The sequence below is a fragment of the Cellulomonas sp. NPDC089187 genome (assembly GCF_040685135.1).
Lineage (GTDB): Bacteria > Actinomycetota > Actinomycetes > Actinomycetales > Cellulomonadaceae > Cellulomonas.
Window position 1 is genome coordinate 746,555 of record NZ_JBFBHI010000002.1, and the last position, 23,385, is coordinate 769,939.

Annotated in this window: 19 protein-coding genes; 12 read left to right on the top strand and 7 right to left on the bottom strand. The window is 70.9% G+C overall.

Translation table 11 applies throughout. The features are described 5' to 3' along the window. Positions 1 to 9: 9 nt before the first annotated feature. Positions 10 to 618, bottom strand: coding sequence for a methyltransferase (locus AB0N78_RS07820; protein WP_363387970.1), 609 nt, complete (start codon positions 616 to 618; stop codon positions 10 to 12). Between the two features lie 246 nt (positions 619 to 864). On the opposite strand from AB0N78_RS07820, the gene hflX reads away from it, so the two are divergent. The 3 genes from hflX to AB0N78_RS07835 all read left to right on the top strand — a co-directional run bounded on the left by hflX (position 865) and on the right by AB0N78_RS07835 (position 5,728). After that, the gene (gene hflX, locus AB0N78_RS07825) at positions 865 to 2,322 is read left to right on the top strand and encodes a GTPase HflX (protein ID WP_363388263.1); all 1,458 of its coding nucleotides are present in this window, start codon (positions 865 to 867) and stop codon (positions 2,320 to 2,322) included. Positions 2,323 to 2,511: 189 nt separating this feature from the next. Continuing rightward, complete coding sequence (locus AB0N78_RS07830) at positions 2,512 to 4,620, top strand: ATP-dependent DNA helicase (RefSeq protein WP_363387973.1); 2,109 nt, start codon at positions 2,512 to 2,514, stop codon at positions 4,618 to 4,620. Between the two features lie 100 nt (positions 4,621 to 4,720). Next, positions 4,721 to 5,728, top strand: a complete 1,008-nt coding sequence (locus AB0N78_RS07835) for an L-lactate dehydrogenase (RefSeq protein WP_363387976.1) — start codon at positions 4,721 to 4,723, stop codon at positions 5,726 to 5,728. A 61-nt stretch (positions 5,729 to 5,789) separates the two neighbouring features. Here the strand turns inward: AB0N78_RS07835 and lexA are convergent, their stop codons facing one another. Continuing rightward, positions 5,790 to 6,506, bottom strand: coding sequence for a transcriptional repressor LexA (gene lexA / locus AB0N78_RS07840; protein WP_363387979.1), 717 nt, complete (start codon positions 6,504 to 6,506; stop codon positions 5,790 to 5,792). A gap of 275 nt (positions 6,507 to 6,781) precedes the next feature. Between lexA and AB0N78_RS07845 the strand changes: the two genes are divergently transcribed. The 3 genes from AB0N78_RS07845 to AB0N78_RS07855 all read left to right on the top strand — a co-directional run bounded on the left by AB0N78_RS07845 (position 6,782) and on the right by AB0N78_RS07855 (position 10,186). After that, entirely contained in the window at positions 6,782 to 7,204 is a 423-nt protein-coding gene (locus tag AB0N78_RS07845) for a LysM peptidoglycan-binding domain-containing protein (protein WP_363387982.1), read from the top strand. A gap of 427 nt (positions 7,205 to 7,631) precedes the next feature. Further along, the gene (gene nrdR / locus AB0N78_RS07850; protein WP_363387984.1) at positions 7,632 to 8,156 is read left to right on the top strand and encodes a transcriptional regulator NrdR; all 525 of its coding nucleotides are present in this window, start codon (positions 7,632 to 7,634) and stop codon (positions 8,154 to 8,156) included. 38 nt (positions 8,157 to 8,194) lie between these two features. Beyond that, positions 8,195 to 10,186, top strand: coding sequence for a S9 family peptidase (locus tag AB0N78_RS07855; RefSeq protein WP_363387986.1), 1,992 nt, complete (start codon positions 8,195 to 8,197; stop codon positions 10,184 to 10,186). Positions 10,187 to 10,447: 261 nt separating this feature from the next. On the opposite strand, the gene AB0N78_RS07860 is transcribed toward AB0N78_RS07855, so the two are convergent. Genes AB0N78_RS07860 through AB0N78_RS07875 form a run of 4 tightly spaced genes read right to left on the bottom strand, consistent with a single transcriptional unit; the run spans position 10,448 to position 16,754 of the window. Continuing rightward, complete coding sequence (locus AB0N78_RS07860) at positions 10,448 to 12,145, bottom strand: AMP-binding protein (protein ID WP_363387989.1); 1,698 nt, start codon at positions 12,143 to 12,145, stop codon at positions 10,448 to 10,450. 46 nt (positions 12,146 to 12,191) lie between these two features. Continuing rightward, the gene (locus AB0N78_RS07865) at positions 12,192 to 13,223 is read right to left on the bottom strand and encodes an aldo/keto reductase (protein WP_363387992.1); all 1,032 of its coding nucleotides are present in this window, start codon (positions 13,221 to 13,223) and stop codon (positions 12,192 to 12,194) included. 48 nt (positions 13,224 to 13,271) lie between these two features. Then, positions 13,272 to 14,468, bottom strand: a complete 1,197-nt coding sequence (gene serA, locus AB0N78_RS07870; protein WP_363387995.1) for a phosphoglycerate dehydrogenase — start codon at positions 14,466 to 14,468, stop codon at positions 13,272 to 13,274. 45 nt (positions 14,469 to 14,513) lie between these two features. Next, a complete protein-coding gene (locus tag AB0N78_RS07875) occupies positions 14,514 to 16,754 on the bottom strand; it encodes an AAA family ATPase (RefSeq protein ID WP_363387998.1) in 2,241 nt (746 codons plus the stop codon). Positions 16,755 to 16,929: 175 nt separating this feature from the next. Here AB0N78_RS07875 and AB0N78_RS07880 point away from each other — a divergent pair, with 175 nt between their 5' ends. From AB0N78_RS07880 to AB0N78_RS07890, 3 genes are all read left to right on the top strand, one after another. Beyond that, positions 16,930 to 17,865 carry a PAC2 family protein gene (locus tag AB0N78_RS07880; RefSeq protein WP_363388001.1) on the top strand — a complete coding sequence of 312 codons (936 nt, stop codon included), beginning with the start codon at positions 16,930 to 16,932 and terminating at the stop codon, positions 17,863 to 17,865. 41 nt (positions 17,866 to 17,906) lie between these two features. Next, positions 17,907 to 19,208, top strand: coding sequence for an MFS transporter (locus AB0N78_RS07885; RefSeq protein WP_363388004.1), 1,302 nt, complete (start codon positions 17,907 to 17,909; stop codon positions 19,206 to 19,208). Positions 19,209 to 19,494: 286 nt separating this feature from the next. Continuing rightward, positions 19,495 to 19,698, top strand: coding sequence for a cold-shock protein (locus AB0N78_RS07890; RefSeq protein ID WP_363388266.1), 204 nt, complete (start codon positions 19,495 to 19,497; stop codon positions 19,696 to 19,698). Between the two features lie 203 nt (positions 19,699 to 19,901). Here AB0N78_RS07890 and AB0N78_RS07895 read toward each other — a convergent pair whose 3' ends face one another. Next, positions 19,902 to 20,807 carry a fused MFS/spermidine synthase gene (locus AB0N78_RS07895; RefSeq protein WP_363388007.1) on the bottom strand — a complete coding sequence of 302 codons (906 nt, stop codon included), beginning with the start codon at positions 20,805 to 20,807 and terminating at the stop codon, positions 19,902 to 19,904. Positions 20,808 to 20,878: 71 nt separating this feature from the next. On the opposite strand from AB0N78_RS07895, the gene AB0N78_RS07900 reads away from it, so the two are divergent. The 3 genes from AB0N78_RS07900 (at position 20,879) to AB0N78_RS07910 (ending at position 23,274) form a co-directional block, all read left to right on the top strand. Then, a complete protein-coding gene (locus tag AB0N78_RS07900; protein ID WP_363388010.1) occupies positions 20,879 to 21,340 on the top strand; it encodes an SAV_6107 family HEPN domain-containing protein in 462 nt (153 codons plus the stop codon). A gap of 30 nt (positions 21,341 to 21,370) precedes the next feature. Beyond that, positions 21,371 to 22,807, top strand: coding sequence for a DNA polymerase IV (locus AB0N78_RS07905; protein WP_363388013.1), 1,437 nt, complete (start codon positions 21,371 to 21,373; stop codon positions 22,805 to 22,807). Between the two features lie 77 nt (positions 22,808 to 22,884). Further along, on the top strand, positions 22,885 to 23,274 hold the full coding sequence (locus AB0N78_RS07910) for a DUF3040 domain-containing protein (protein ID WP_363388016.1): 390 nt from the start codon (positions 22,885 to 22,887) through the stop codon (positions 23,272 to 23,274). The last annotated feature ends 111 nt before the right edge of the window (positions 23,275 to 23,385 follow it).

Consider the following 23,385-nt stretch of genomic DNA (forward strand, 5'->3'; position numbering starts at 1 on the left):
CGGCCGTGTTCAGGCCGACCGCGTCACCCGCAGCACCCGGAAACCCTTGGCGGTGGCGATCCGCTCTGCGGTGAACTCCCCGCCCAGCTCCTGATCCAGCCAGCGCAGCAGGGAGTCCGAGCCCAGGTTCTTGGCCACCACCAGGTGCGCCTGGCCGCCGGGAAGCAGCCGATGCAGCCACTGCCGCAGCATCGCGTGCAGCGCCTCCTTGCCCACCCGGATCGGTGGGTTGGACCAGATCGCCGCGAACCGTACGTCCTCCGGCACGTCCTCGGGCCGGACCGCCTGCACCTGCTGCGCGCCGTTCAGTTCCGCGTTCCGCCGGGTCAGGTCGAGCGCCCGCTCATTGACGTCCACCGCCCACACCCGGGCCAGCGGACTGGCGGCAGCCAGGCACAGCGCGATCGGCCCCCACCCGCAGCCCAGGTCCAACAGATCGCCCTCCACCGGCGGCTCCGGCACCGCCCGCAACAGCACCTCGGTGCCGCCGTCCAGATGATCCGGGGAGAACACCCCGCCCGCGGTCTGCACCGCGACCTCCTGGCCGCGCAGCGTCACGGTGCGCTGACGGCGCTGGTCGTCGGAGGCCGGCTCGGCGGTGAAGTAGTGATCGGACACGGGGACGACCCTAGTGCGCCCCGTTGCCGCCCAGTCGCCCCTTGTGGCAACCCTGATGCCGAGGCCTCGTGACCTGCGCCCTGCGCGAATCCGCTCGCGCCCCGTCACCGCCCCGTGTCACGCTGGATTCCCGCGGCACAGCCCTGCCGCACGGCACAACCCGAGAGGACCCCCGTGACCGGACGCGAACCCGAGGATGAGACGACGACCGCAGACCCCCAGCAGCAGGCGCGTGACGCCCAGCGGGTGGCGGACGACGTGGTCGCCCGGGTGCTGGCACGGGCCGGGACCGCGCTGCACGAGGGCGGCACCGTCCACACCAGCCACGACGGCGAGCAACTGGACCTGGCCGAGCGGACCTCGCTGCGCCGGGTCGCCGGCCTGTCCACCGAGCTGGAGGACGTCACCGAGGTCGAGTACCGGCAGCTGCGCCTGGAGAAGGTGGTGCTGGTCGGCCTGTGGACCTACGGACCGGCGGAGATCGCCGAGGTGTCGCTGCGTGAGTTGGCGGCGCTGGCCGAGACCGCGGGCTCCGAGGTGTTGGACGGGGTGATCCAGCGCCGACAGAACCCCGACCCCAGCACCTACCTGGGCTCCGGCAAGGCCGCCGAACTGGCGGAGCTGGTCGCCGCCGCCGGGGCCGACACCGTGGTGGTCGACGGTGAGCTCGCCCCCTCGCAGCGCCGCGCGTTGGAGGATGTGGTCCGGGTGAAGGTCATTGACCGGACCGCGCTGATCCTGGACATCTTCGCCCAGCACGCCAAGTCCCGGGAGGGCAAGGCCCAGGTCGAGTTGGCCCAGCTGGAGTACCTGCTGCCGCGTCTGCGCGGCTGGGGTGAGTCGATGTCTCGGCAGGCCGGTGGACAGGTCGGCGGAGCCGGGGCGGGCATGGGCTCGCGCGGACCCGGTGAGACCAAGATCGAGCTGGATCGGCGGCGCATCCGCAATCGGATGGCCAAGCTGCGCCGGGAGATCGCCGCGATGGAACCGGCCCGCCGGACCAAGCGCGCCTCTCGCCGCAAGAACGCCATCCCCTCGGTGGCCATCGCCGGGTACACCAACGCGGGCAAGTCCTCGCTGCTGAACCGCCTGACCGACGCCGGAGTGCTGGTGGAGAACGCGCTGTTCGCCACCCTGGACCCGACGGTGCGCCGCGCCCGGGCCGCAGACGGCCGGGTGTACACCCTGGCCGACACCGTGGGCTTCGTCCGGAATCTGCCGCACCAGCTGGTCGAGGCCTTCCGCTCCACCCTGGAAGAGGTCGCTGACTCCGATCTGGTGCTGCATGTGGTTGACGCCTCGCACCCGGACCCGGAGGGCCAGATCGCCGCCGTGCGGGAGGTCTTCGGCACGATCCCCGGTGCGATGGACGTGCCGGAGATCATCGTGCTGAACAAGGCGGACCTGGCCGAGCCGGAGGCGGTCGCCCGACTGCGGTCCCGCGAGCACGGCGCGATCGTCGTCTCCGCGCACACCGGTGAGGGCATTGAGGCGTTGCAGGCGCTGATCGCCGACCAGCTGCCCCGTCCGGGGGTGCCGGTGGACGTGCTGGTGCCCTATGACCGTGGTGACCTGGTGCACCGGGCGCATGAGCACGGTGACATCGACGCCGAGGAACACACCGCGGAGGGCACCGCGCTGCGCGGTCGGGTTGACGCCGGCTTGGCAGCGGAGCTGTCCGCGGTGGACGTGCGCTCGGTCTGAGTCGGGCGCGGGCCTGACGCGTTGGGGGCTGGACCCGGCGTGGGCCTGACGCGTCGAGGGCTGGACCCGGCGCGGGCCTGACGCGTTGGGAGGCTGGACTCGGCGCGGCTCCGTCGCCCATGCGCGGTCGGGTCTCGCTCCGGACCGCGCCTGTGCGGCCGTGTCCCCGCCGTCGCCTACCCTTGCTCGGTGCCCGATCCCACCCCCGATGTCGATGAGCTGCTCGACCTCGCGGTGGGGGCGCTGGGCGGTGCGCCCCGTGAGGGTCAGCGTCGGATGGCCCGCGAGGTCGCCCAGGCTGTGGAGGCCGGCGAGCACCTGATGGTGCAGGCCGGCACCGGCACCGGGAAGTCCCTGGGCTATCTGGTCCCTGCGGTCCGGCACGCCGTCACCGCGGAGGAGCGCGTGGTGGTCTCCACCGCGACCCTCGCCCTGCAACGCCAGGTGATGACCCGTGACCTGCCGTTGGTGGCCGAGACCCTGGCACCTCGCCTGCCCCGTGCACCCAAGATCGCGCTGCTCAAGGGCTGGCACAACTACGTCTGCGTGCACAAGATCGCTGGGGGCTACCCCCAAGACGACCAGGGCACGCTGTTCGCGATGGCCGACGAGTCGGCCGCAGTCGAGCACCCCGTGGCGGAGGACGACGGCAAAGAGGTACTGGGCGCACAGGTGGTCCGGCTGCGCGAGTGGGCGCAGGAGACCGACACCGGTGACCGCGATGATCTGGTACCTGGTGTCAGCGACCGCGCCTGGCGTCAGGTGTCGGTGACCGCCCTGGAGTGTCTGGGTCAGAAGTGCCCGCTGCTGGAGGAGTGCTTCCCGGATCGGGCGCGTGCGGTCAGCCGGGCGGCCGACGTGGTCGTGACCAACCACGCCATGCTCGGGATCGCCGCTGGCGGCTCGCCGAATGTGCTGCCGGAACATCAGGTGTTGGTGGTCGACGAGGCCCATGAACTCGCCGACCGGGTGACCGCGCAGGCCACCGCCGAACTGTCCGTGGCCACCGTCGAGCAGGCCGGTCGGGCGGCTCGACGGCACGGCGGTGTGCTCACCACCGAGTTGGACCAGGCCGCGACCGCGCTGGGCACCGTGCTGATCGGGCTGCCGGAGGGCCGGTTTGTCGGCGGACTGCCCGAGGGCACCCGCCAGGCGGTGGCCATGGTCCGTGACGCCGCCCGCTCACTGCTGACCGAACTGCGCCCGCAGAAGGGCGAATCGGAGGACACCGGTCTGAAGTTGGCGTCCTCGGCGGTGCTCGCGCTCTTTGAGGTGGCCGAGCGGATGGCGGCCGAGCCGGAGGAGCAGCGCTACACGGTGCTCTGGTGCTCCCGCCAGGACGGCCCCCGGGGCGACGGCTCGACCCGGCTGTACGCCGCCCCGTTGGCAGTCAACGGTCTGATCCGCACCCATCTGCTCGCGGATCGCGCGTCAGTGTTCACCTCCGCCACGCTGAGCCTGGGCGGGCAGTTTGACGCGACCGCGCGGGCGGTGGGACTGGCCGGGTCCAGTGAGGCCGCAGCGGCCACTGCGACGGCCTCGGCCACCGCGCTCGCCGACGGGCTGCCACTCGGGCGCGAGTCCGCACGGGACGACGCCGCCCCGCGCAGCACCGCGGTCAAGCTGCCCTGGCACGGCATCGATGTGGGCAGCCCCTTCGACTACCCGAAGCAGGGCATCCTCTACATCGCCAAGCGTTTGCCTGCACCTGGCCGGGAGCCCGCCACCGACGCGCAGCTGGAGGAGATCGCCGCGCTGATCGGCGCTGCTGGGGGTCGCACGCTCGGTCTGTTCTCCTCCCGCCGCGCTGCTGTCGCCGCCGCCGAGGCGATGAGGGAACGTCTGGACGTGCCGATCCTGGTCCAGGGCGACGATCAGCTGCCCACCCTGGTGCGGCAGTTCGCCGAGGATGAGCCCACCTGCCTGTTCGGGACCCTGTCGCTGTGGCAGGGCGTGGACGTGCCTGGCCGGTCGAACAGCCTGGTGCTGATCGATCGGATCCCGTTCCCTCGGCCGGACGACCCGGTGAAGTCCGCCCGGGCGGAGGCGGTGGTGGCCTCGGGTGGAAACGGCTTCATGTCGGTCTCTGCCACCCATGCTGCGCTGCTGCTGGCTCAGGGTGCGGGCCGATTGATCCGGTCGACAGGGGACCGCGGTGTGGTGGCGGTGCTCGATCCCCGATTGGCGACCGCGCGCTACGGGGAGTTCCTCACCCGCTCTCTGCCGCCGTTCTGGCGGACCACCGACCGTGCGGTGGCCGAGGGGGCACTGCGCCGGTTGACCGCACCGACATCGTGACCGGACGCACCCGAGCCCGGCGGCGGCGGTGTCTGCGGTCGTCTAGCCTCGTCCCCGGGCCAGGGCATTCACCTGCGCCGACCCCTGCGAGGAGGACTCCGTGAGCGAGCAGACTGACGACGGCGACGAGCTCGGCCTGACCAGCGCCACCGCCGGCACCCGCCGCACCACCAAGCTGGCCGTGATCGGCGCCGGGGCGGTGGGGTCAACGCTGGCCTACGCCGCCCTGATGCGCGGAGCCGCCCGCTCGGTGGCGCTCTACGACATCAACAGGGCGAAGGTCGAGGCCGAGGCGCTGGACCTCGGGCACGGCATCCAGTTCATGCCGATGGCCGAGGTTGTCGGATCGGATGACATCGCGGTCTGCGCCGAGGCCGACGTGGTGATGGTGACCGCCGGGGCCAAGCAGAAGCCGGGCCAGACCCGGATCGACCTGGCCGAGGCGACGATCTCGCTGGTGAAGAAGATCCTGCCGTCGGTGGTGGAGGTCGCCCCGAACGCGATCTACGTGATGGTCACCAACCCGGTGGACATCGTGACCTATGCCGCGCTGAAGTACTCCGGCCTGCCGCCCACGCAGCTGTTCGGGTCGGGCACCGTGCTGGACTCCTCCCGGCTGCGTTACCTGATCGCGCAGCACACCGGGGTCGCAGTGCAGAACGTGCACGCGTACATCGCCGGGGAGCACGGCGACACCGAGCTGCCGCTGTGGTCCTCCGCCACCATCGGTGGCGTCCCGATCCTGGACTGGAACGGGTTGGACGGCCACGTGCCGCTGACCGGTCAGGTGCGGGAGTCCATCGCCCGTGAGGTGGTCGAGTCGGCCTACCGGATCATCGAGGGCAAGGGCGCGACGAACTACGCGGTGGCGCTGGCCGGGTCGCGGATCATCGAGGCGATCCTCAAGGACGAGCACCGCATCCTGCCCGTGTCCTCGCTGCTGGAGAACTACCACGGCATCAGCGATGTCTGTCTGTCGGTGCCGACGGTGGTGGGACGCGAGGGTGTGGGTGAGCGGTTGGAGGTGCCGATGAGCGCCGATGAGTTGGCTGGTCTGCGGCGCTCGGCCGAGTCGCTGCGCGCGGTGGCCCGGCGGTTCGGGATCTGACGGACTCGACACGAAGGCCCCCGGCGATCACGACGCCGGGGGCCTTCGTGATGCGGTGGGGTCAGAGGCTGCGCAGCACCGAGACCACCCGTCCGACGATCTGCGCGTGGTCGCCGTCGATGGGTGAGTAGGCGGGGTTCTGCGGCAGCAGCCAGACGTGGCCGTCGGCGCGCTTGAGGGTCTTGACGGTGGCCTCCCCGTCCAGCATCGCGGCGACGATCTCTCCGTTCTCCGCCACCGGCTGGCGACGGACCACTACCCAGTCGCCGTCGCAGATCGCCGCGTCGACCATCGAGTCGCCGACGACCTTGAGCAGGAACAGCTCACCCTCGCCGACCAGCTGACGGGGGAGTGGGAACACGTCCTCCACGAGCTGTTCGGCCAGGATCGGGCCACCAGCGGCGATCCGGCCGACCACGGGCACGTAGGCCGCTGCGGGTGCGCCGTCACGGGCGGCGGAGTCCTCGTCGCCCACCATCGCGGTGACGGTGCCCGGCCGCGCACTCACCGGGCGGGAGTCGTCGGGCTGCACGACCTCAATCGCCCGGGGCCGGTTGGGGTCGCGGCGCAGGTAGCCCTTGCGCTCCAACGCGGTGAGCTGGTGCTTCACGCTGGACGGGCTGGTCAGCCCCACCGCGTCGCCGATCTCCCGCATGCTCGGCGGATAGCCACGGGACTCGACGGAGGCGCGCACCGTCTCCAGCACCAGCCGCTGCCGCGGGGTCAGGCCGTCGCCGAGGCCGATCTCGGCCTCGTCCTCGGTCGCCTTCGGTGCCATGCGCCTCTCCCGTCCGTATGCCCCGCGGGCCTGTCCTTCCCCCGGATCCGCCCTGATGAGCGGGCCCGTCGGCGGGGATGTCAGTGCCTCGTGATCGGGTGTTCCCAGTGCCCCGAGCGTAGGGGTCGCGACACGCCGAATCAAACACATGTTCGACCGTGTCTCGACATTCCCGCCGGAGTCGTGGCACTATCGTACAAGCGTTCGACGAACACCTGTTCGAATCGACGGAACGGACGGTCGCCCGGTCGGGTGGCAGGAGGGAAGTGGTGGCTATGAGCACCATCGCAGCGCAGCCGCATCTGATCGGTGTCCCGCGGTCGCGGGGTGTCCGCCAGGGCGCTCCGACGCGCGACTCCCGCGCCGCCGCGTCGACGCGGTCGTCGGTGACCGCTCCCACCGAGTCGACGCGTCTGCATCTGACGCGGCGCGGTCGGATCGTTGTCGTTCTGCTCGGCCTGCTGCTTGCGGCCGGTGGTGTGATGGGTGGTCGCGCAGTCGCCGAGGGGCCGGTGCGGGCGACCGAGGTGGAGACCTATGCGGTCCAGTCCGGTGACACGTTGTGGAGCATCGCGCAGGGCGTTGCTCAGCCTGGTGAGGACGTGCGCGATGTGGTGATCCAGCTCCAGCGCCTGAACGACCTGAACAGCGGCTCACTGGTGGCGGGCCAAGTGCTGATGCTGCCGGCGGCTGGCTGATCCCTTCTGGCGGCCTGGCTGGTTCTTCCGGGCCGCGGCGTGTTGGCCTCGCCCGTTCTCGGGTCACGGCCTGTTGACCGAGTCCGCTCTCGAGTCACGATGGGATTACGCAACTCGACGCTTGCGTAATTCGATCTTCCGCCTCTACTGTGGGTCTCACCTCGACGGCTGGCTGGGGGGCTCGCCACGAGGGACGCGACATCGGTGCTGGTGACAGCACCGTCGCGCGTGATCGACACCGCTGAGGCGAGGCGAGTCGCCCCGGCGAGACGGGACGGGGGCGTCCCCACGAGGGTGGCCACGACATTGTGGCCACCCTCGTCGTCTGTCCGGGGCCGAGGCAGCACCGAAGCGCCAGTCTCGGCCGGTACAGTGACCCGATCCCGCCCGCGGTGGACGGTGCGGGGGGGCGCGTCGAGGAGGCACTATGCACTGTCCGTTCTGCCGGCACCCGGACTCGCGGGTCGTCGACTCCCGGACCTCGGACGACGGTCTGTCCATCCGTCGCCGGCGACAGTGCCCCCAGTGCAACCGGCGCTTCACCACCATCGAGACCGCCAGCCTGTCGGTGGTCAAGCGCTCCGGTGCCACCGAACCGTTCAGCCGGGAGAAGATCGTCAACGGCGTCCGCAAGGCATGCCAGGGGCGCCCGGTGTCCGACGATGACCTCGCCGTGCTCGCCCAGCGCGTGGAGGAGACCCTGCGCGCCTCCGGCTCCGCGGAGCTGGACGCCTATGAGATCGGCCTGGCCATCCTGACCCCGCTGCGCGAGCTGGACGAGGTGGCCTACCTCCGCTTCGCCAGCGTCTACCAGGCCTACGACTCGCTGGAGGACTTCGAGGCGGCGATCACCGCGCTGCGTGCGGAGAACGAGGAAGCCGCCGCGCGTCGGGCCGCGGCCGATGATGACACCGCCGCCGCCGCCGACCAGGAGCCGGTCGTCGCGGACTGACGTCCCGGCGGCACCCGTGGGGTATTACGGTCGTTCCCGTGATCCCAGCTGACCTTGCCCTCCTGCACACCCCCGGCACCCCGACCATCAGCCCGGACGGCCGCTGGGTCGTTGTGGCCCGCACCGCCCCCGACCTCGAGGCCGACGAGTACGTCGGACACCTGTGGCGGATGCCTGCCGACGGGAGCGCCGACGCCGCACCGCTGACCCGGGGGCACCACGACACCGCGCCGCAGTTCTCCCCGGACGGACAGTGGGTCGCGTTCCTGCGTGCCGAATCGCAGGGGCGCCCGCAGTTGTTCCTGGTTGAGGCCACTGGCGGTGAGCCGATCCAGTTGACCGACGCGCCGCTGGGTGTCTCCGCCCCGCGGTTCTCCCCGGACGGTCGCAGCATCGCCTACCTGGCGCGGGTGCCAGAGGAGGGTCGCTACCTGCCCGACGGCAACCCCGCTGCCGACCCGCCCCGGCTGCTCACGACGTACACCTACCGCCACGACGGGGTGGGATTCACCGTCGACAAGAAGCCGCAGCTGTTCGTCCTGGACCTGCCCGCCGAGCCGGGTGTCGGGGATCGACCCGCCCCGCGCCAGATCACGGCTGGGCTCCAGGTCGACGCACACACCTGGCTGGCGGACAGTGCGCACGTCGCCGTGGTCGCGGCCCGACACTCCGCCGCCGACGAGGATCTGCGGGCGGACATCAGCGCCGTCGACGTGCGACCCGACCACGATCACGCACTGCGTCCGCTGACCGACGCCGACCAGGGCAGCACGCTCGCGGTCGCGGCGGCGGTCGAGGCCGCGGATGGCAGTGGACTGTGGTTGCTCGCCCAGGACATGGGCCCTGGTGGTCGGGACTTTGTGGCCGCGCAGACCGGACTGTTCCACCTGCCGTTGCAGGACGGCGCACACGGCCCGCAGGCCACCGGCGCACCGACCCGGCTGACCGACTCCGAGGAGGTGGACCTGGACCCGGGCACCCTCGCCGCCACCGAGCAGGGGGTGCTGGTCGGCCAGCTCGACCGTGGCACCGTGCGGCTGCGGGAGATTCGCCCCGACGGCTCTGCGCGTGACCTGCTGACCGGACTGGTCGCCCACGGCGCACAGGTGGCTCGCGGCGTCGTGGTCACCTCGGCTGCCGGCCCGGAGACCAGCGGCGAGGTGCACGCCCTCGAGCTCAGCACCGGGATGGGCCGTCGCCTCACCGACTGGTCCGCGCCGCTGCGCGCCACCGGGCGGGTGCGGATGCCTCACGAGCTGACCGGCTCGGCACCGGACGGCTACCCGGTGCACGGCTGGGTGGTGACCCCGGACCCGGAACGGTTCGGCGCTGGCCCCCACCCGACGATCCTGATGATCCACGGTGGCCCCTACGCCCAGTACACCGTCGGACTCTTCGATGAGGTGCAGACCCTGGCCGAGGCCGGCTACGCCGTGGTCTATGGCAACCCGCGCGGGGCGGCCGGGTACGGGCGAGCGCATGGACGCAGCATCCGCCAGGCTTTCGGCACTGTGGACGCGGTGGACGTGCTCGCCCTGCTGGACCTGGCGTTGGCGGACCCGGCGCTGGACGGCGAGCGGGTCGGCGTGATGGGCGGCTCTTACGGCGGCTACATGACCGCATGGTTGACCACCCAGACCGACCGGTTCCAGGCGGCGATCGTCGAGCGTGGGTTCCTCGACCCGATCAGCTTTGTCGGGTCCAGCGACATCGGCTGGTTCTTCGGGCTCGAGTACCTGGGCGATGGTGACACGGAGGCAGATCGGGCGGCGGTGGCCGCGCAGTCACCGATGGCCCAGGTGCACCGGGTGGTCACGCCGACGCTGGTGATCCACTCCGAGCAGGACTGGCGGTGCCCGGTCGAGCAGGGCCAGCGCTGGTTCGTTGAGCTCAAGCGCCGTGGCGTGCCGACCGAGCTGCTGCTGTTCCCGGGTGAGGGTCACGAGCTGACCCGTTCCGGACGTCCGCAGCACCGGAAGGTCCGCTTCGACCACGTCCTGCGCTGGTGGGCCGAGCACCTGCCCGTCTGATCCGCACCACGCATCCGCCCCGCAGCGCATCGGGACGGCGCGAGTTCGGTGCCCGGGTCGTCAGTTCGGATGCGCCGGCACCGAACTCGGCACCGGCGCACCGAACTCGACGGCAGCGGGCACGGCGGGGTGGGTGCTGCGGGGTGGGTGCCGCGGGGTTGGGCACAGCGGGCGTGGCGACGGGCTCGGTGCCGGACTCGGGGGCGGCGAGCTAGGGCCGGGTGCGGTCAGGCGGCCACGCCTGGTCAGGCCGCCGCGCAGTCAGGCGGTGGCGGTGGACATCAGGTTGTCCCGGACCACCCGCCGCAGCACCTTGCCGATCTGGGAGCGGGGCAGGTCGGGCAGAATCACGAGGTCACGCGGCACGGCGTAGCGCGCGAGCTTCTGCTGGCACCAGTCGCGCACCGCCTGAAGGTCGATCTGTGGGGTGTCGGCGTCCATCACGACGGCGGCCACCACCTTCTCCCCGAGGTCACCGCCGGGCAGGCCGACCACGGCGACATCCCGCACACCCGGCATCGAGCGCAGATGGTCCTCGACTTGGGAGGGGTACACCTTGAACCCGCCGGTGACGATCATCTCTTTGATCCGGTCGACCAGGACGATGAAGCCGTCGTCGGTCATCCGCACCACGTCACCGGTGCGCAGCCAGCCGCCGTCGAGCAGCTGCTCTGCGGTCTCCTCAGGGCGGTTCCAGTAGCCCCGGAACACCTGCGGCCCGCGGATCAGCAGCTCACCGGACTCGCCGGGGGCGACCTCGCGGGTGTGGTCCTGCTGGTCGACGATCCGCACATCCGTGCTCGGGAACGGCAGACCGAGTGCGCCGGGGATCCGGGTGGCGGACAGCGGGTTGCCGAGCGCCACCGGGCTGGTCTCGGTCATGCCGTAGCCCTCGATCGCGAGCCCACCGGTGACCCGCTCCCAGCGTGCCGCCGTCGTCGCGGGCAGGGACATCGCCCCGGAGAACGCGAATCGGAACGAGGTCAGATCCGCACCCGCCTTCTCCGCCGCCAGCGACAACCGGTCCAGGATCGGCGGCACCGCGGGCAGGAAGGTCCCGGGCAGTCGCCGCTGGGTGGCCAGAACCGACGCGGCGTCGAACTTGGGGAAGGCCACCAGGGTCGCTGCGATCCGTGCCGCGTAGGTCAGGCACAGGGTCAGCCCGAAGGCGTGGAAGAACGGCAGCACCGCGTAGACCGTTTCAGCGCCCGGGCGGTGCTGGGTCCATGCCTGGCCCTGGATGGTGTTCGCGACCAGGTTGCGGTGGGTGAGCACCGCGCCCTTGGGTGTGCCGGTGGTCCCACCGGTGTACTGCAGCAGCGCCACGTCGTCCGGCGTGGGCCACGGGTGGTCGGCGGACAGCGGTTCGGCCCGGCGCAGCAACTGGTGCCAGGTCGGGATCTCCGCAGGGACCGAGCCGCAGAGGGCGTCGCGGGTCTGGCGGGCGGCACGCACCGGCAGTCGCAGCGCGAGGCGCTTGAGCGGGGGCAGATCGGCAGCGGCATCCACCGCCACCACGGTGCGCACGGATGTCTCGCCCTGGCGTTCCAGGACGGCGGGCACCGCCTTCTGCCAGACCAGGGCGACGGTGGCTCCGGAGTCGGCGAGTTGGTGGGCGAGTTCGGCGGGGGAGTAGGTGGGGTTGTGCTCGACCACGACCGCACCCAGGCGGAGCACCGCGTAGAAGGCGATCACATGTGAGGTGCAGTTCGGCAGCGCGATGGCGACTCGGTCACCGGGCCGCACGCCCAGATCGTGCAGGACGGTGGCACCTCGGTTCACCTGCTCGTTCAGGTCGCGGTAGCTGGTCGCCGCGCCCTGGAAGTCCACGGCGGTGCGCTCTGGGAAGTCCCGGGCGGCGTGCTCGACGGCGAGGCCCACCGGCTCCTCGGGAATCGTGACGTCACCGGGCACACCCTGGGCGTAGCTCCGATGCCAAGACCGTTCAAAAGAAGTCACGCTCCGAACAGTAACCTACGCAACCGTAGGTTTCGCTGTGAGTCGGTCACAGCTCGCTCGAACGGGCACCCCACAGATTGATCCCGGCGTCCACTGCGTGCTCCTCGATCCGGGCAAGGTCACCCTCGGACAGGGCGCTGAGCTGCGTCGACGCCAGATTCTCGGCCAACTGCGCCGGCGTGCGGGCACCCAGCGTCACCGAGGAGATCCGCTGATCGCGCAACACCCACGCGATGGCGAGTTGCGGCAGGGAGACACCGAGGTCACCAGCGACCTCGTTCAGCGCCCGTACATGGGCGAGGTTCTCCTCCGACAGGTAGTCCGCCTGGAGCGAGCTACCGGTGGCCGCACGTGAGTCCTCCGGGACACCGTGCAGGTACTTGGTGCTCAACATCCCCTGCGCGAGCGGGGAGAACGCCACGACGCCCATCCCGGCCTCGCCCACCACATCCAGCAGTGAGCGGCCGTCCTCGCCGGGACGCTCGATCCACCGGTTCAGCATCGAGTAGGACGGCTGGTGCAGGCTAAGGGTCAACCCGATCCGGTCGGCCACGGCCAGCGCCTGTGCGGTGCGCTCCGCCGAGTAGGAGGAGATTCCCGCATACAGCGCCTTTCCGGAGTCGACCGCGGTCTTCAGTGCGCCGAGCGTCTCCTCCAACGGGGTGTCCGGGTCGTAACGGTGGCTGTAGAACACGTCCACGTAGTCGGTGCCCAGTCGGCGCAGCGACTGATCGAGGCTCGCCAGCAGGTACTTGCGGGAGCCGAACTCGCCATACGGTCCGGGCCATTGGCGGTACCCGGCCTTGGTGGCCAGCAGCAGTTGGTCGCGGTAGGGCCGGAGGTCGCTGGCGAGCAGCCGCCCCACCGACTCCTCGGCGGCACCCGGCGGGGGACCGTAGTTGTTGGCCAGGTCCAGGTGCACCACCCCGGCATCCACCGCGGCGAGCACCAGGGCGCGCTGATCAGTGAAGGGGGTGGCCTCGCCGAAGTTCTGCCATAGCCCGAGGGTGATGGCGGGCAGTTGTAGGCCGGTGCGTCCGGCGCGGCGGAGGGGAAGGGGCGGGGTCGCTCGGCTCACCCGGCCGACCGTAGCCGGAATTGCCCGACGGTGCTGGCACAGACCGACTCAGGACACCACGCGCAGCCGGATGCTCTCCGGCCGGGACCGCAACGCCTCGACCACCTCGCGCTCCACCGAACCGGCGTCGGTGACCACGTAGCCGACCTCACCCCGGGTGGCCAGCAACTGGGCCTCGATGTTCGCGCCGTGCTCGGCCAGGGTCTGGTTCACTGCGGCCAGCACACCGGGGACGTTGCGGTGCAGGTACGCCACCCGCTGCACACCCGGACGGGGCTCGAGGGTGAGATTCGGCAGGTTCACCGACAGGGTGGTGGTGCCGGTGTTCAGATAGTCGCGCAGCTTGTTGGACACGAACTGTCCGATGGCCTCCTGCGCCTCCTCCGTGGAACCGCCGGTGTGCGGGGTGAGGATCACGTTGGGGAGGTGGCGCAGCTCGGATTCGAAGGGGTCGCCCTTGCGCTTGGGCTCCACCGGGAATACGTCCACGGCGGCACCAGCGACCCGTCCGTCGAGCACGGCATCGCGCAGGGCGGCGTAGTCGACCACGAACCCGCGGGACAGATTGAGGAAGATCGCCCCGGGCTTCATCCGGGCGAACTGGGCGGCCCCGAACATCCCGGCGTTTCCGCTGCGACCGTCGACGTGCAGGGTGACCACGTCGGCCACGTCCAGCAGCTCGTTCAGTGTCTCGGCCCGGCGGGCGTTGCCGAGGGCCAGCTTCTCCTGGGTGTCGTAGAAGATCACCGACATGCCCAGGTTCTCGGCCAGCACTGACAGCTGGGTGCCGATGTTCCCGTAGCCGACGATGCCCAGGGTGCGACCGCGGACCTCGTGCGAGCCATCCGCGGACTTATTCCAGATCCCGTCGTGCATCGACTTGTCCAGCACGGTCAGGCGTCGGGTCAGCGCGATGATGTCGGCCAGTGCGATCTCCACCACCGAGCGGGTGTTGGAGAACGGGGCGTTGAACACCGCCACACCTCGGTCAGCGGCGGCGGCCAGGTCGACCTGATTGGTGCCGATGCAGTAGGCGCCGACCGCGATCAGATCAGTGGCGGCGTCCAGCACGGACTCGGTGACCTGCGTCTTGGATCGGATGCCGAGCAGGTGCACCCCCTGCAAGGCCTCGGACAGCTCGGACTCGTCCAGGGCACCGGAACGGGTCTCGACCTCGTATCCGGCGGCCTCCAGGATGGTCCGGGCCTGGGGGTGCAGATTCTCCAGCAACAGGGCGCGCAGCACGCGCCCATGGTGCTCCCACAGCCCGAATCGACCAAACCGGTTCCGTCAGGCGGACGGCCACCCGGTCGGCAGGTCAGCGCTGTGCACCACGTGTAGCGCCGTCGTCGGTCGGGTCATCGCGACGTAGAGGTCGCCCGCCCCGCCCTCGGCCAGCACCGCGGCGGGCTCGATCAGCACCACCGCATCGAACTCCAACCCCTTCGACTGTTCCGCGGTGAGCAGGGTCACCGGCGCATCCAGATCCGGGCTGCCCACCCGCGCGTTCCCCAGGAGGCCGCCACGGTCCGCCAATGCCGCATGCACCGCCGCCAGCACCGCCGGGGCTGCGATCACCGCGACCCGTCCAGCGCCGGAGGCGTCCCGCACCGACTCGGCCTCGGTCACCGCCCAGCGCGTGGCCGCCTCGACCAATCCGTCAGCGGGTACCCGCTCGGCGATCAGCGCATCCGGCACGTCCCGGGCGGCCTCGGTGGTGGTCAACGGCAGTCCGGCGGCGCGCCCCACCGACTCGGCCGCGGCGGTGACTGTGGCCGGGGTGCGGTAGTTCACGGTCAGGGTCTCCTGCCGCCACTGTCCGGCCAGGATCCGATCGAAGACCTCTGCCCAGTCCCGGGTCCCCGCCGCGGTGGAGGTCTGCGCCACATCGCCCACCACAGTCAGCGAGCGGGTCGGCACCCGGCGCAGGATCATCCGCCAGGCCATTGCCGACAGCTCCTGAGCCTCGTCCACCACCACATGCCCGTAGGCCCAACTGCGGTCGGCGGCGGCGCGCTCCGCGGTGGTCAACACCGGGCCGGAACCGGCGAACCGGTCCGCCAGCATGTCCGCGGAGACCAGCGCGTTGCCGGATTGCTCCAACACCTGCCGGGCGAAGTCCAACTCCTGGTTGCGCTGCTCGGCATCGCGGCGGGCCTGGGCCTTGGCGGCCTGATCGTCCTCGCCCAGCAACTCCGCGGCCTCGTCCAGCAGTGGCACATCCGCTGGTGTCCACGGGGCGTCGACCGGGCGTGCCAGCATCCGTCGCTCGGCGCGGGTGAACACCCCGGCAGCGGCATCGGCCAGACGCTGCGGCTTGGCGAACAGGGCCGAGACCAGACCCTGCGGGGTCAGCGGCATCCAAGCCAAGTTCAGCGCGATCCGGATCTCCCGGGTGGTGCGCAGCTCCTCAATGATCTCCCCGCGGTCCTCCGGTGCCACCGCGAAGGACAGCTGCGAGACGTACTGATCGGCCAGCCGGCCCAGCATGTCCCGGACAAAGGTGACCCGGGCCTGGTTGTGCGGGCGGTGCCCCCGGCGGGCGTGGTTGATCGCCGACCGCACATCGGAGGGCTTGACCACCACGGTGTGCCCGTCCACCGAGACCGACACCGGCTCCGCCGGCACCCGCTGGCGCTGACGGACCGCGCGTTCGATCACCGACTTCCAGACTGCGCGGCCCTTGATCTCGGCCACCGCGTCGTCCTCGATGCCGGTCGCCACCACACCGGGAAACAGCTCACCCACCGTGGTCGACACCACGCCGGTCTCCCCGAGAGAGGGCAGCACCTGATCGATGTAGCGCAGGAAGGTCCGACTCGGCCCGATCAGCAGCACGCCGGAGCGCTCCAACACCCGGCGGTGGTTGTACAGCAGGTAGGCCGCGCGGTGCAGTGCCACCGCGGTCTTGCCGGTGCCCGGTCCGCCCTGCACCACCAGCGCACCCTGCAACCCGGAGCGGATCACCGCGTCCTGTTCGGCCTGGATGGTCGCCACGATGTCGCCCATCCGACCGGTGCGGCGGGCCGCCAACGCCGCCAGCAGCGCGCCCTCACCGGACAACTGTTGCTCGGCGACCTCCTCCGCGGCCGACAGGTCGAGCAACTCGTCCTCGACGCCAGTCACCGAGCGACCCCGTGTCACCAGGTGTCGACGCAACACCACCCCGTCCGGATGCGCGGCGGTGGCGCGGTAGAAGGCCTGCGCCGCCGGGGCTCGCCAGTCGGTGAGCAGGGGGGCGTGCTCCTCGTCATTGAGCCCGATCCGGCCGATGTAGCGGCGCTCGCCGTCGGCCAGGTCCAGTCGGCCGAAGGCCAGGCGGTCCTCCACCGCCTCCAATCGGGCGACCCGGTCCTCGTAGAGCGTGGCGAAGGCGTCGCGTTCCGACCGGTTCTGCGGGGATCCCGAGGGGCCGGATCGTCGCACGTCGGACAGTCGCGCTCGGGTCTGGCGGCGCAGCTCGTCCAGTCGTCGGTAGAGGCCGTCCACCACGTCCTGCTCGGCGCGCAGCTGCTTGTCGATGGAATTCACCCGTGCTCCGTTGGTCGACCCCACTCGCTCGACGCTCCGAGCGGCCGTCCATTATGCCGTGTTCGCGCCCGCCCGCCGACTCCGCTGGCGGCGAACACCGCCACGGGAAGGATCGTGGGCCCACCTGCGTTGAGACCCTTTTAGAACAGACCCGATCAGGTTCACAGGAGGACCGATGCTGGATCCGAGCGAGCTCTACGCCATCGACCCGGCCGTTGCCGCCGAGGTGGAGGCGCGGACCGTGGGCGGCGACGGCCCAGTCCTGGTGCATGCTGTGCGCGGCTTCATGGACGCCGGTGGTGCCGGACGACTGGCTGCCGACCACCTCATCGAGGCCCATGAGAGCACCCGGTTGGCGACCTTCGACACCGACCAGCTGATCGACTACCGCTCGCGGCGTCCCACGGCGACCTTCGACGCGAACCGGTGGAGCGACTACGAGCGGCCCGAGCTGGTCATCGACCTGCTCCGCGACAGCGCGGGAGTGCCATTCCTGCTCCTGCACGGCATGGAGCCGGATGTGCAGTGGGAGCGCTACGCGGCCGCGGTCCGGCAGATCGTCGAGCGATTCGACGTGCCGTTGACCATCGGAATCCACGGCATCCCGATGGGCATCCCGCACACCCGGCCGCTGTCGGTCACCGCGCACGCCAACCGCCAGGAACTGGTCGCTGATCACATGCCCTGGTTCGGCACCGTGGAGGTCCCGGCTGACGCCAGCACGCTGGTGGAGATCCGGCTGGGCGAGTCAGGACACGACGCGATGGGCTACGCGGTGCACGTGCCGCACTATCTGGCCCAGTCGTCCTTCCCGCAGGCCGGAATCATGGCGCTGGAGCAGGTGCAGCGGGCCACCGGGCTGGAATTGGACCTGGCCGAGCTCACCGAGTCCGCTCAGGACGCGATGCTCGAGGTCGAACGCCAGGTCGCCGATTCCCCGGAGGTGGCCGCGGTGGTGCACGCCCTGGAGCAGCAGTACGACGCGTTCAGCAAGAACATCGGGCGGCCGAACCTCCTGGCGGACACCAGCGAGATTCCCACCGCCGACGAGCTGGGTGCCGAGTTCGAAAGGTTCCTGGCGCAGCAGGGCCCGGAGGGCACCGAGCGCTGACCGACCACTGACCGACCACTCACGGGGCAGAATGTTCTGACGTGAGCCAGTCATTCCATGCCCGTCGCGCCCTGCTGGTGTGGGGCATCGGAGTGGCGGCCTATGTGGTGGCGATCCTCAACCGGTCGTCCTTCGGGGTGGCCACCATCGAGGTCCGTGAGCTCTTCGGGGTCTCCTCGGCGCTGATCGCGGCGATGGCCGTGGCCCAGCTGGTGGTGTACGCCGCACTACAGGTGCCGGTGGGCGTGCTGCTGGACCGGTACGGACCGCGCCTGTTGATCGGGACCGGTGCCGCGGTGATGGCGCTCGGGCAGGTCGTGTTGGCGGTGGCACCCGCGGCGGGGTGGGTGCTGGCCGGTCGGGTGCTGGTCGGTGCGGGCGACGCGCTGACCTTTGTCTCGGTGGTGCGGCTGGTGCCGGCATGGTTCGCGCCCCGCCAGGTGCCGGTGATTACCCAACTGACCGGATCGATCGGACAGTTGGGTCAGGTGCTGTCCGCGGTCCCGGTGGTGGCATTGCTGCACACCGAGGGCTGGCGGACCACCTTTCTGTCGGTGGCGGCGCTCGGGGTGATCGCGGCGGTGTTGGCGCTCGCGGTGATCCGCGATGCCCCACCACCCGCGGACACCGATCCATCGGCCCCCGCGGGTGATCGGGTGGGGTTCCTCGCGACGCTGCGGGCGGCCTCAGCGGCACCCCGTGACCCAGGAGCCCTGCGGGCGGTGCTCGCCGAACCCGGGACCCGATTGGCGTTCTGGATGCACTTCTCCGGGCAGTTCAGCAACCACGTGGTGGTGCTGCTGTGGGGGTATGCGTTCTTCGTCGAGGGCCAGGGGCGCACACCAGGGGAGGCCAGCGCCCTGCTGACGGTCAATGTCGTGGCCGGGGTGATCGCCGGGCCGGTGATCGGTGCGCTGGTGGCCCGGCGGCCTCGGCTGCGGATGCCGTTGGCGGTGGGCACGGTGCTGGTGATCGGTGCGGCCTGGCTCGCGGTACTGGTGCCCGGTCGGCCGGTGCCCTGGGTGGTGCTCGCGGTGTTCGTCGTGGTGGTCGCCGTCGGCGGTCCGATCTCCCTGGTGTCCTTCGACGTGGCGCGCTCGAGCAACCCGACGTCCCGCCTTGGCACGGCGACTGGACTGGTGAACACCGGCGGATTCATCGGGGCGTTCGTCACGATGCTGCTGATCGGACTGGTGCTGGACCGGGCCGGGGGTGGTGTGCGTGACCTGGACGCGTTCCGGGTGGCCTTCACCTGTGTGGCACTGCCGTGGCTGATCGGGCTGGTCGGCATGCTGCGCGGTGCCCACGTGGTGCGCCGACGGCATCCGGGGATCGACATCTGACTGCTCACCGGTCATCACGTGCCGTTCCGTGACCGGGCTGTGACCAAAACGTTGTCCGATCGGGCAGCTCGGAGCGGTGTAGGGCATAGCGCTGTGACCGGGCCCGTGAGAGGATCGGCACGTTGCAGTGACGTACTAACGCTTGACCGGCGCCCGTCGGGAGACACCGACGGGCACCCCCAGCCCTGGCTGGTCCTCCGGTGCATGACGTGGTTGTGGCATTGCGGCACGGCACGGGGTCAATCGGATCCTGTGCCGTCACCGGATGGACAAGAAGGACAAGAACATGGCACAGGGTGCTGTCAAGTGGTTCAACGCTGAGAAGGGCTACGGCTTCATTGCCCAGGACGGCGGCGGTGCCGACGTCTTCGTGCACTACTCCGCGATCGACTCCTCGGGCTACCGCTCCCTCGACGAGGGCCAGCGGGTCGAGTTCGAGATCACCCAGGGCCCGAAGGGTCCGCAGGCCGAGCAGGTTCGCCCGCTCTGATCTGACTCAGACGCACTGACCGTCCCTGACGGTCGGAGGTCCACGAGGGCCGCATCCTCCGGGATGCGGCCCTCGTGTCGTTCTGCCGCAGGGTGGTGTGGGCGTCGCTGCCGATCCGGCATGGCCCGCCGGTCTGTCCGGGCGAGATCCCCGGTGAAGGTCCGCGTGCTGCTCCGACTGAGCGTGTCGCGACCGGGCGTGGATCAGTCCTGCGCGGCGTCCGGCAGTTCCTGCACGTCGGCGGCGTCGTGCAGCGGGGTGCCCCGGCGGGCGAAGTCGGCCAATTCCGCGCCGGTGAGCAGGCGCGCGGGCACCGGTAGGGACCGCAGGGTCCGGGCCAGACTCGGATCGTCCAGCAGATCCGGGTCATCGGTGCCGATCAGCAGGACGTTGCCGTAGCGCCGCCCGCGCAGCACCGACGGCTCAGCGACCAGCGCGACCCGCTCGAAGACCGCGGCCACCGTGGCGACCTCATCCCGGGCCAGAGCCAGGGGCGGGCGGTCCGCGCAGTTGGCCAGGTAGACGCCGCCGGGGCGCAGCACCCGGTGCACCGCGGTGGTGAACTCGACGGTGGTGACATGCTCCGGCGTCCGGTCCCCGGCAAAGACATCCCGTAGGACCGCATCTGCCGAGTCGTCCGCCAGTGTCTCCAGCTGGGCGCGGGCGTCACCGGCACGCAGACGCAGCGCGGGGGAGCGCGGCAGGTCGAACCACCCGCGCACCAGCTCAACCAGCACCGGGTCCAAATCCACCGCGATCTGCCGGGCACCTGGGCGGCGGGCGTCCACCCAGCGGGCCATCGCACACCCCGCGGCACCCAGGTGCACCGCGCGGAACGGACGATCCCCCCGGTCGTCGCCGGGAATGGCGTCCAGCACGGCGGCCATCTGCTGCATGTACTCGAACTCCAGCCGCAGCGGGTCGGCCAGGTCCAGATGCGAGCTCGGCACGCCGTTGACCATCAGGGTCACGGCGGTCGGATCGTCGGGGGAGGTGATCAGCTCCGCGGTGCCGGAGCCGATCGGCACCGGCCCCTGCGGCCACCCGGTCGCCGGGCGTGTGGGTGCCCGGTGGGAAGCTTGCGCACGTCGCCGGTCACGGTGAGCCACGGGTTCACGGTACGTGTTGACCGATTCGAACAGGTGTTCGATACTAGGGGCACGAGAGAGGGAGGTGCGGGATGTCGGTCAGGACCTTGCATGTGGCACGTGCCGCCGCGCCCGGCCTGTCCGGTCGGACGGCAGAGCTGCTGTCCCGGGCGGACGCAGAGCTGGTGGCGGCGCAGTTCTCCTCCGAGCCGTGGGAGAAGTTCGCCCACGCGCACCTCGCTGCCCTGCGTGCCGGTGCCGCGGTGCTGGCTGAGCGGCAGCCGCTGTCCCGCCGCCGTCAGACCCGTACGGTCTGGGAGCTGCTGGACCAGGTGACACCGGAGCTGAGCCGGTGGTCCGCGTACTTCGCCGGGGGTGCCGCGTTGCGGGCCGCGGTGGATGCCGGACGTTTTGACGCGGTCTCCGAGGAGCGAGCCGAGCAGGTGCTCTGCCATGCCGAGGACTTCCTGGACGTGGTCCGGGCCGAGCTGGAGGCGTGGGCGGAACAGTCCGACGTCGACGGGCCGGTTCTGGGCGGCCGTCGCGCGGGCTGACCGGTGAGCCGGGGACCGCGCGCGGAGGGCGTGCGTCGCGATTGGGGGCGCGAGGAGGAGGGTGCCTCGATCCTCCATGTCGACATGGACGCGTTCTTTGCCTCGGTGGAGTTGGCGCGCCGACCGCATCTGCGTGGCAAGCCGGTGATCGTTGGTGGCTCCGAGCGGTCGGTGGTACTGGCCGCGACCTATGAGGCGCGCGCATTCGGGGTGCACTCGGCCATGCCGATGGCGGTGGCCACACGGATGTGTCCCCAGGCGGTGGTGATCCCGCCGGACCACACTGCCTACTACCGGGTGTCGCATGCCGTGATGGCCGTGCTGAGGGACGTGACGTCCCTGGTGGAGCAGGTCAGCGTCGACGAGGCCTTCCTGGATGTGGCCGGGGCGCGGCGTCGACTGGGGCCGCCCACCCGGATCGCCGCGATGATCCGGGAACGGGTGCATGCGGATCACGGCATTACCTGCTCGGTCGGGATCGCGTCGACCAAGTTCGTTGCCAAGCTGGCCTCGGGCCATGCCAAACCCGATGGTGTGCTGCTGATCCCGCGTGCTGCCACGGTGGACTTCCTGCGGGAGTTGCCGGTCGGGGCGCTCTGGGGTGTCGGGGAGCGGACCGCGGCGAACCTCGAACGGTGGGGCATCCGCACGGTGGCTGAACTCGCCGACTCGGACGTCCGCACGATCCAGCAGGCGGTGGGCCGGACTGCGGGGGCGCATCTCTATGACCTGGCCTGGGGACGCGATCCCCGACCGGTCAGTCCGAACCGGGAAGAGAAGAGCGTCGGCGCGGAGGAGACCTTCTCCGTCGACATCCACGACCTGCGCCAGGTGGAGAGCAAACTCCTGGACCTCGCCGACCGGTGCGCTGGACGGCTGCGCGCCCAACAGTTGATGGCGCGCACGGTGGCGATCAAGATCCGCACCTCCGACTTCCGCACACTGAACCGATCGCGCACCCTGCCGCAGCCCACCGACGTTGGCCGGGAAATGTACCTGGCCGCGCGTGAGCTGTTGGCTGCCGTCGATCTCGGGGGGCTGCCGGTCCGTCTGGTGGGGGTCCGCGCGGAGGGGTTGGTCGACGCCGAGCAGGTGGTGCAGCAGCCCACCCTCGAGGAGGCCGTCACCGGACAGGGCGAGGCGCAGCGCCAGGCCGAGATGGTGATGGACCAGGTGCGCGAGCGCTTCGGTCGGGCCGCCATCGGGTCCGCCACCCGAACGGTCGGACGTCATGCCGGTGGCGGTGCAGTGGCGGCGAGGCATGTCAGCTCCCGTTCGGTCGACCCCGCCCCTGACGCGGCCCAGGGCGACGACACCGGCTCTGCCGTGCGCGAACGTCCGGTACGTGCTGGTCAGGGCGTCGCGGATGGCACACGGACCGGTTTGGCACCTGAACGCCTGGCCCGGGATCTGCCCCGGCGCTACCGGCTGAGCGCCGACGGCGGCCCACGCCGGGACGAGGCGTGAGGTCTCGACTACCGACATTGCAGAACGGCATCTATCCTGAGGCGAAGTAGTCCCGACGGCGGAGCACGGGGGTCGATATGCCTCTCTCCGAGTACGAGCAACGTGTACTGGAGCAGATGGAGCGTCAGCTCACATCTGATGATCCCCGGCTGGCGACCACGCTCACCTCGAGCGGTCGCAAGCCGGTGTGGCGATACGTCATGGGCGGGGTCGGCGCGCTCGCCGGACTGCTGCTCCTGGTGATCGGGGCCGCGGCCTCGCTGGTGTGGCTCGGGGTGATCGGCTTCCTGGTCATGTTCGCCGCCGTCGCCGTGGCCTTCACCAAGCCGCGCAAATCCGGGCCCGCGGGGGTAGTGCGCCCCGACGGCAGCACCGCACCCCGACCCGCCGCCGCGCGCAAGCCCGCCAAGCGTGGGTTCATGGACCGGATGGAGGAACGCTGGGACCGTCGCCACGACGGACAGTGACCAGCCCCTCACTGCACTGACGACTGCGCCGCACCGAGCAGATCGGTGCGGCGCAGTGGCGTGTCCGGGCGGGGTCGGCCCGCGGGGATGGTCGACGGTCCTCGCAGAGCG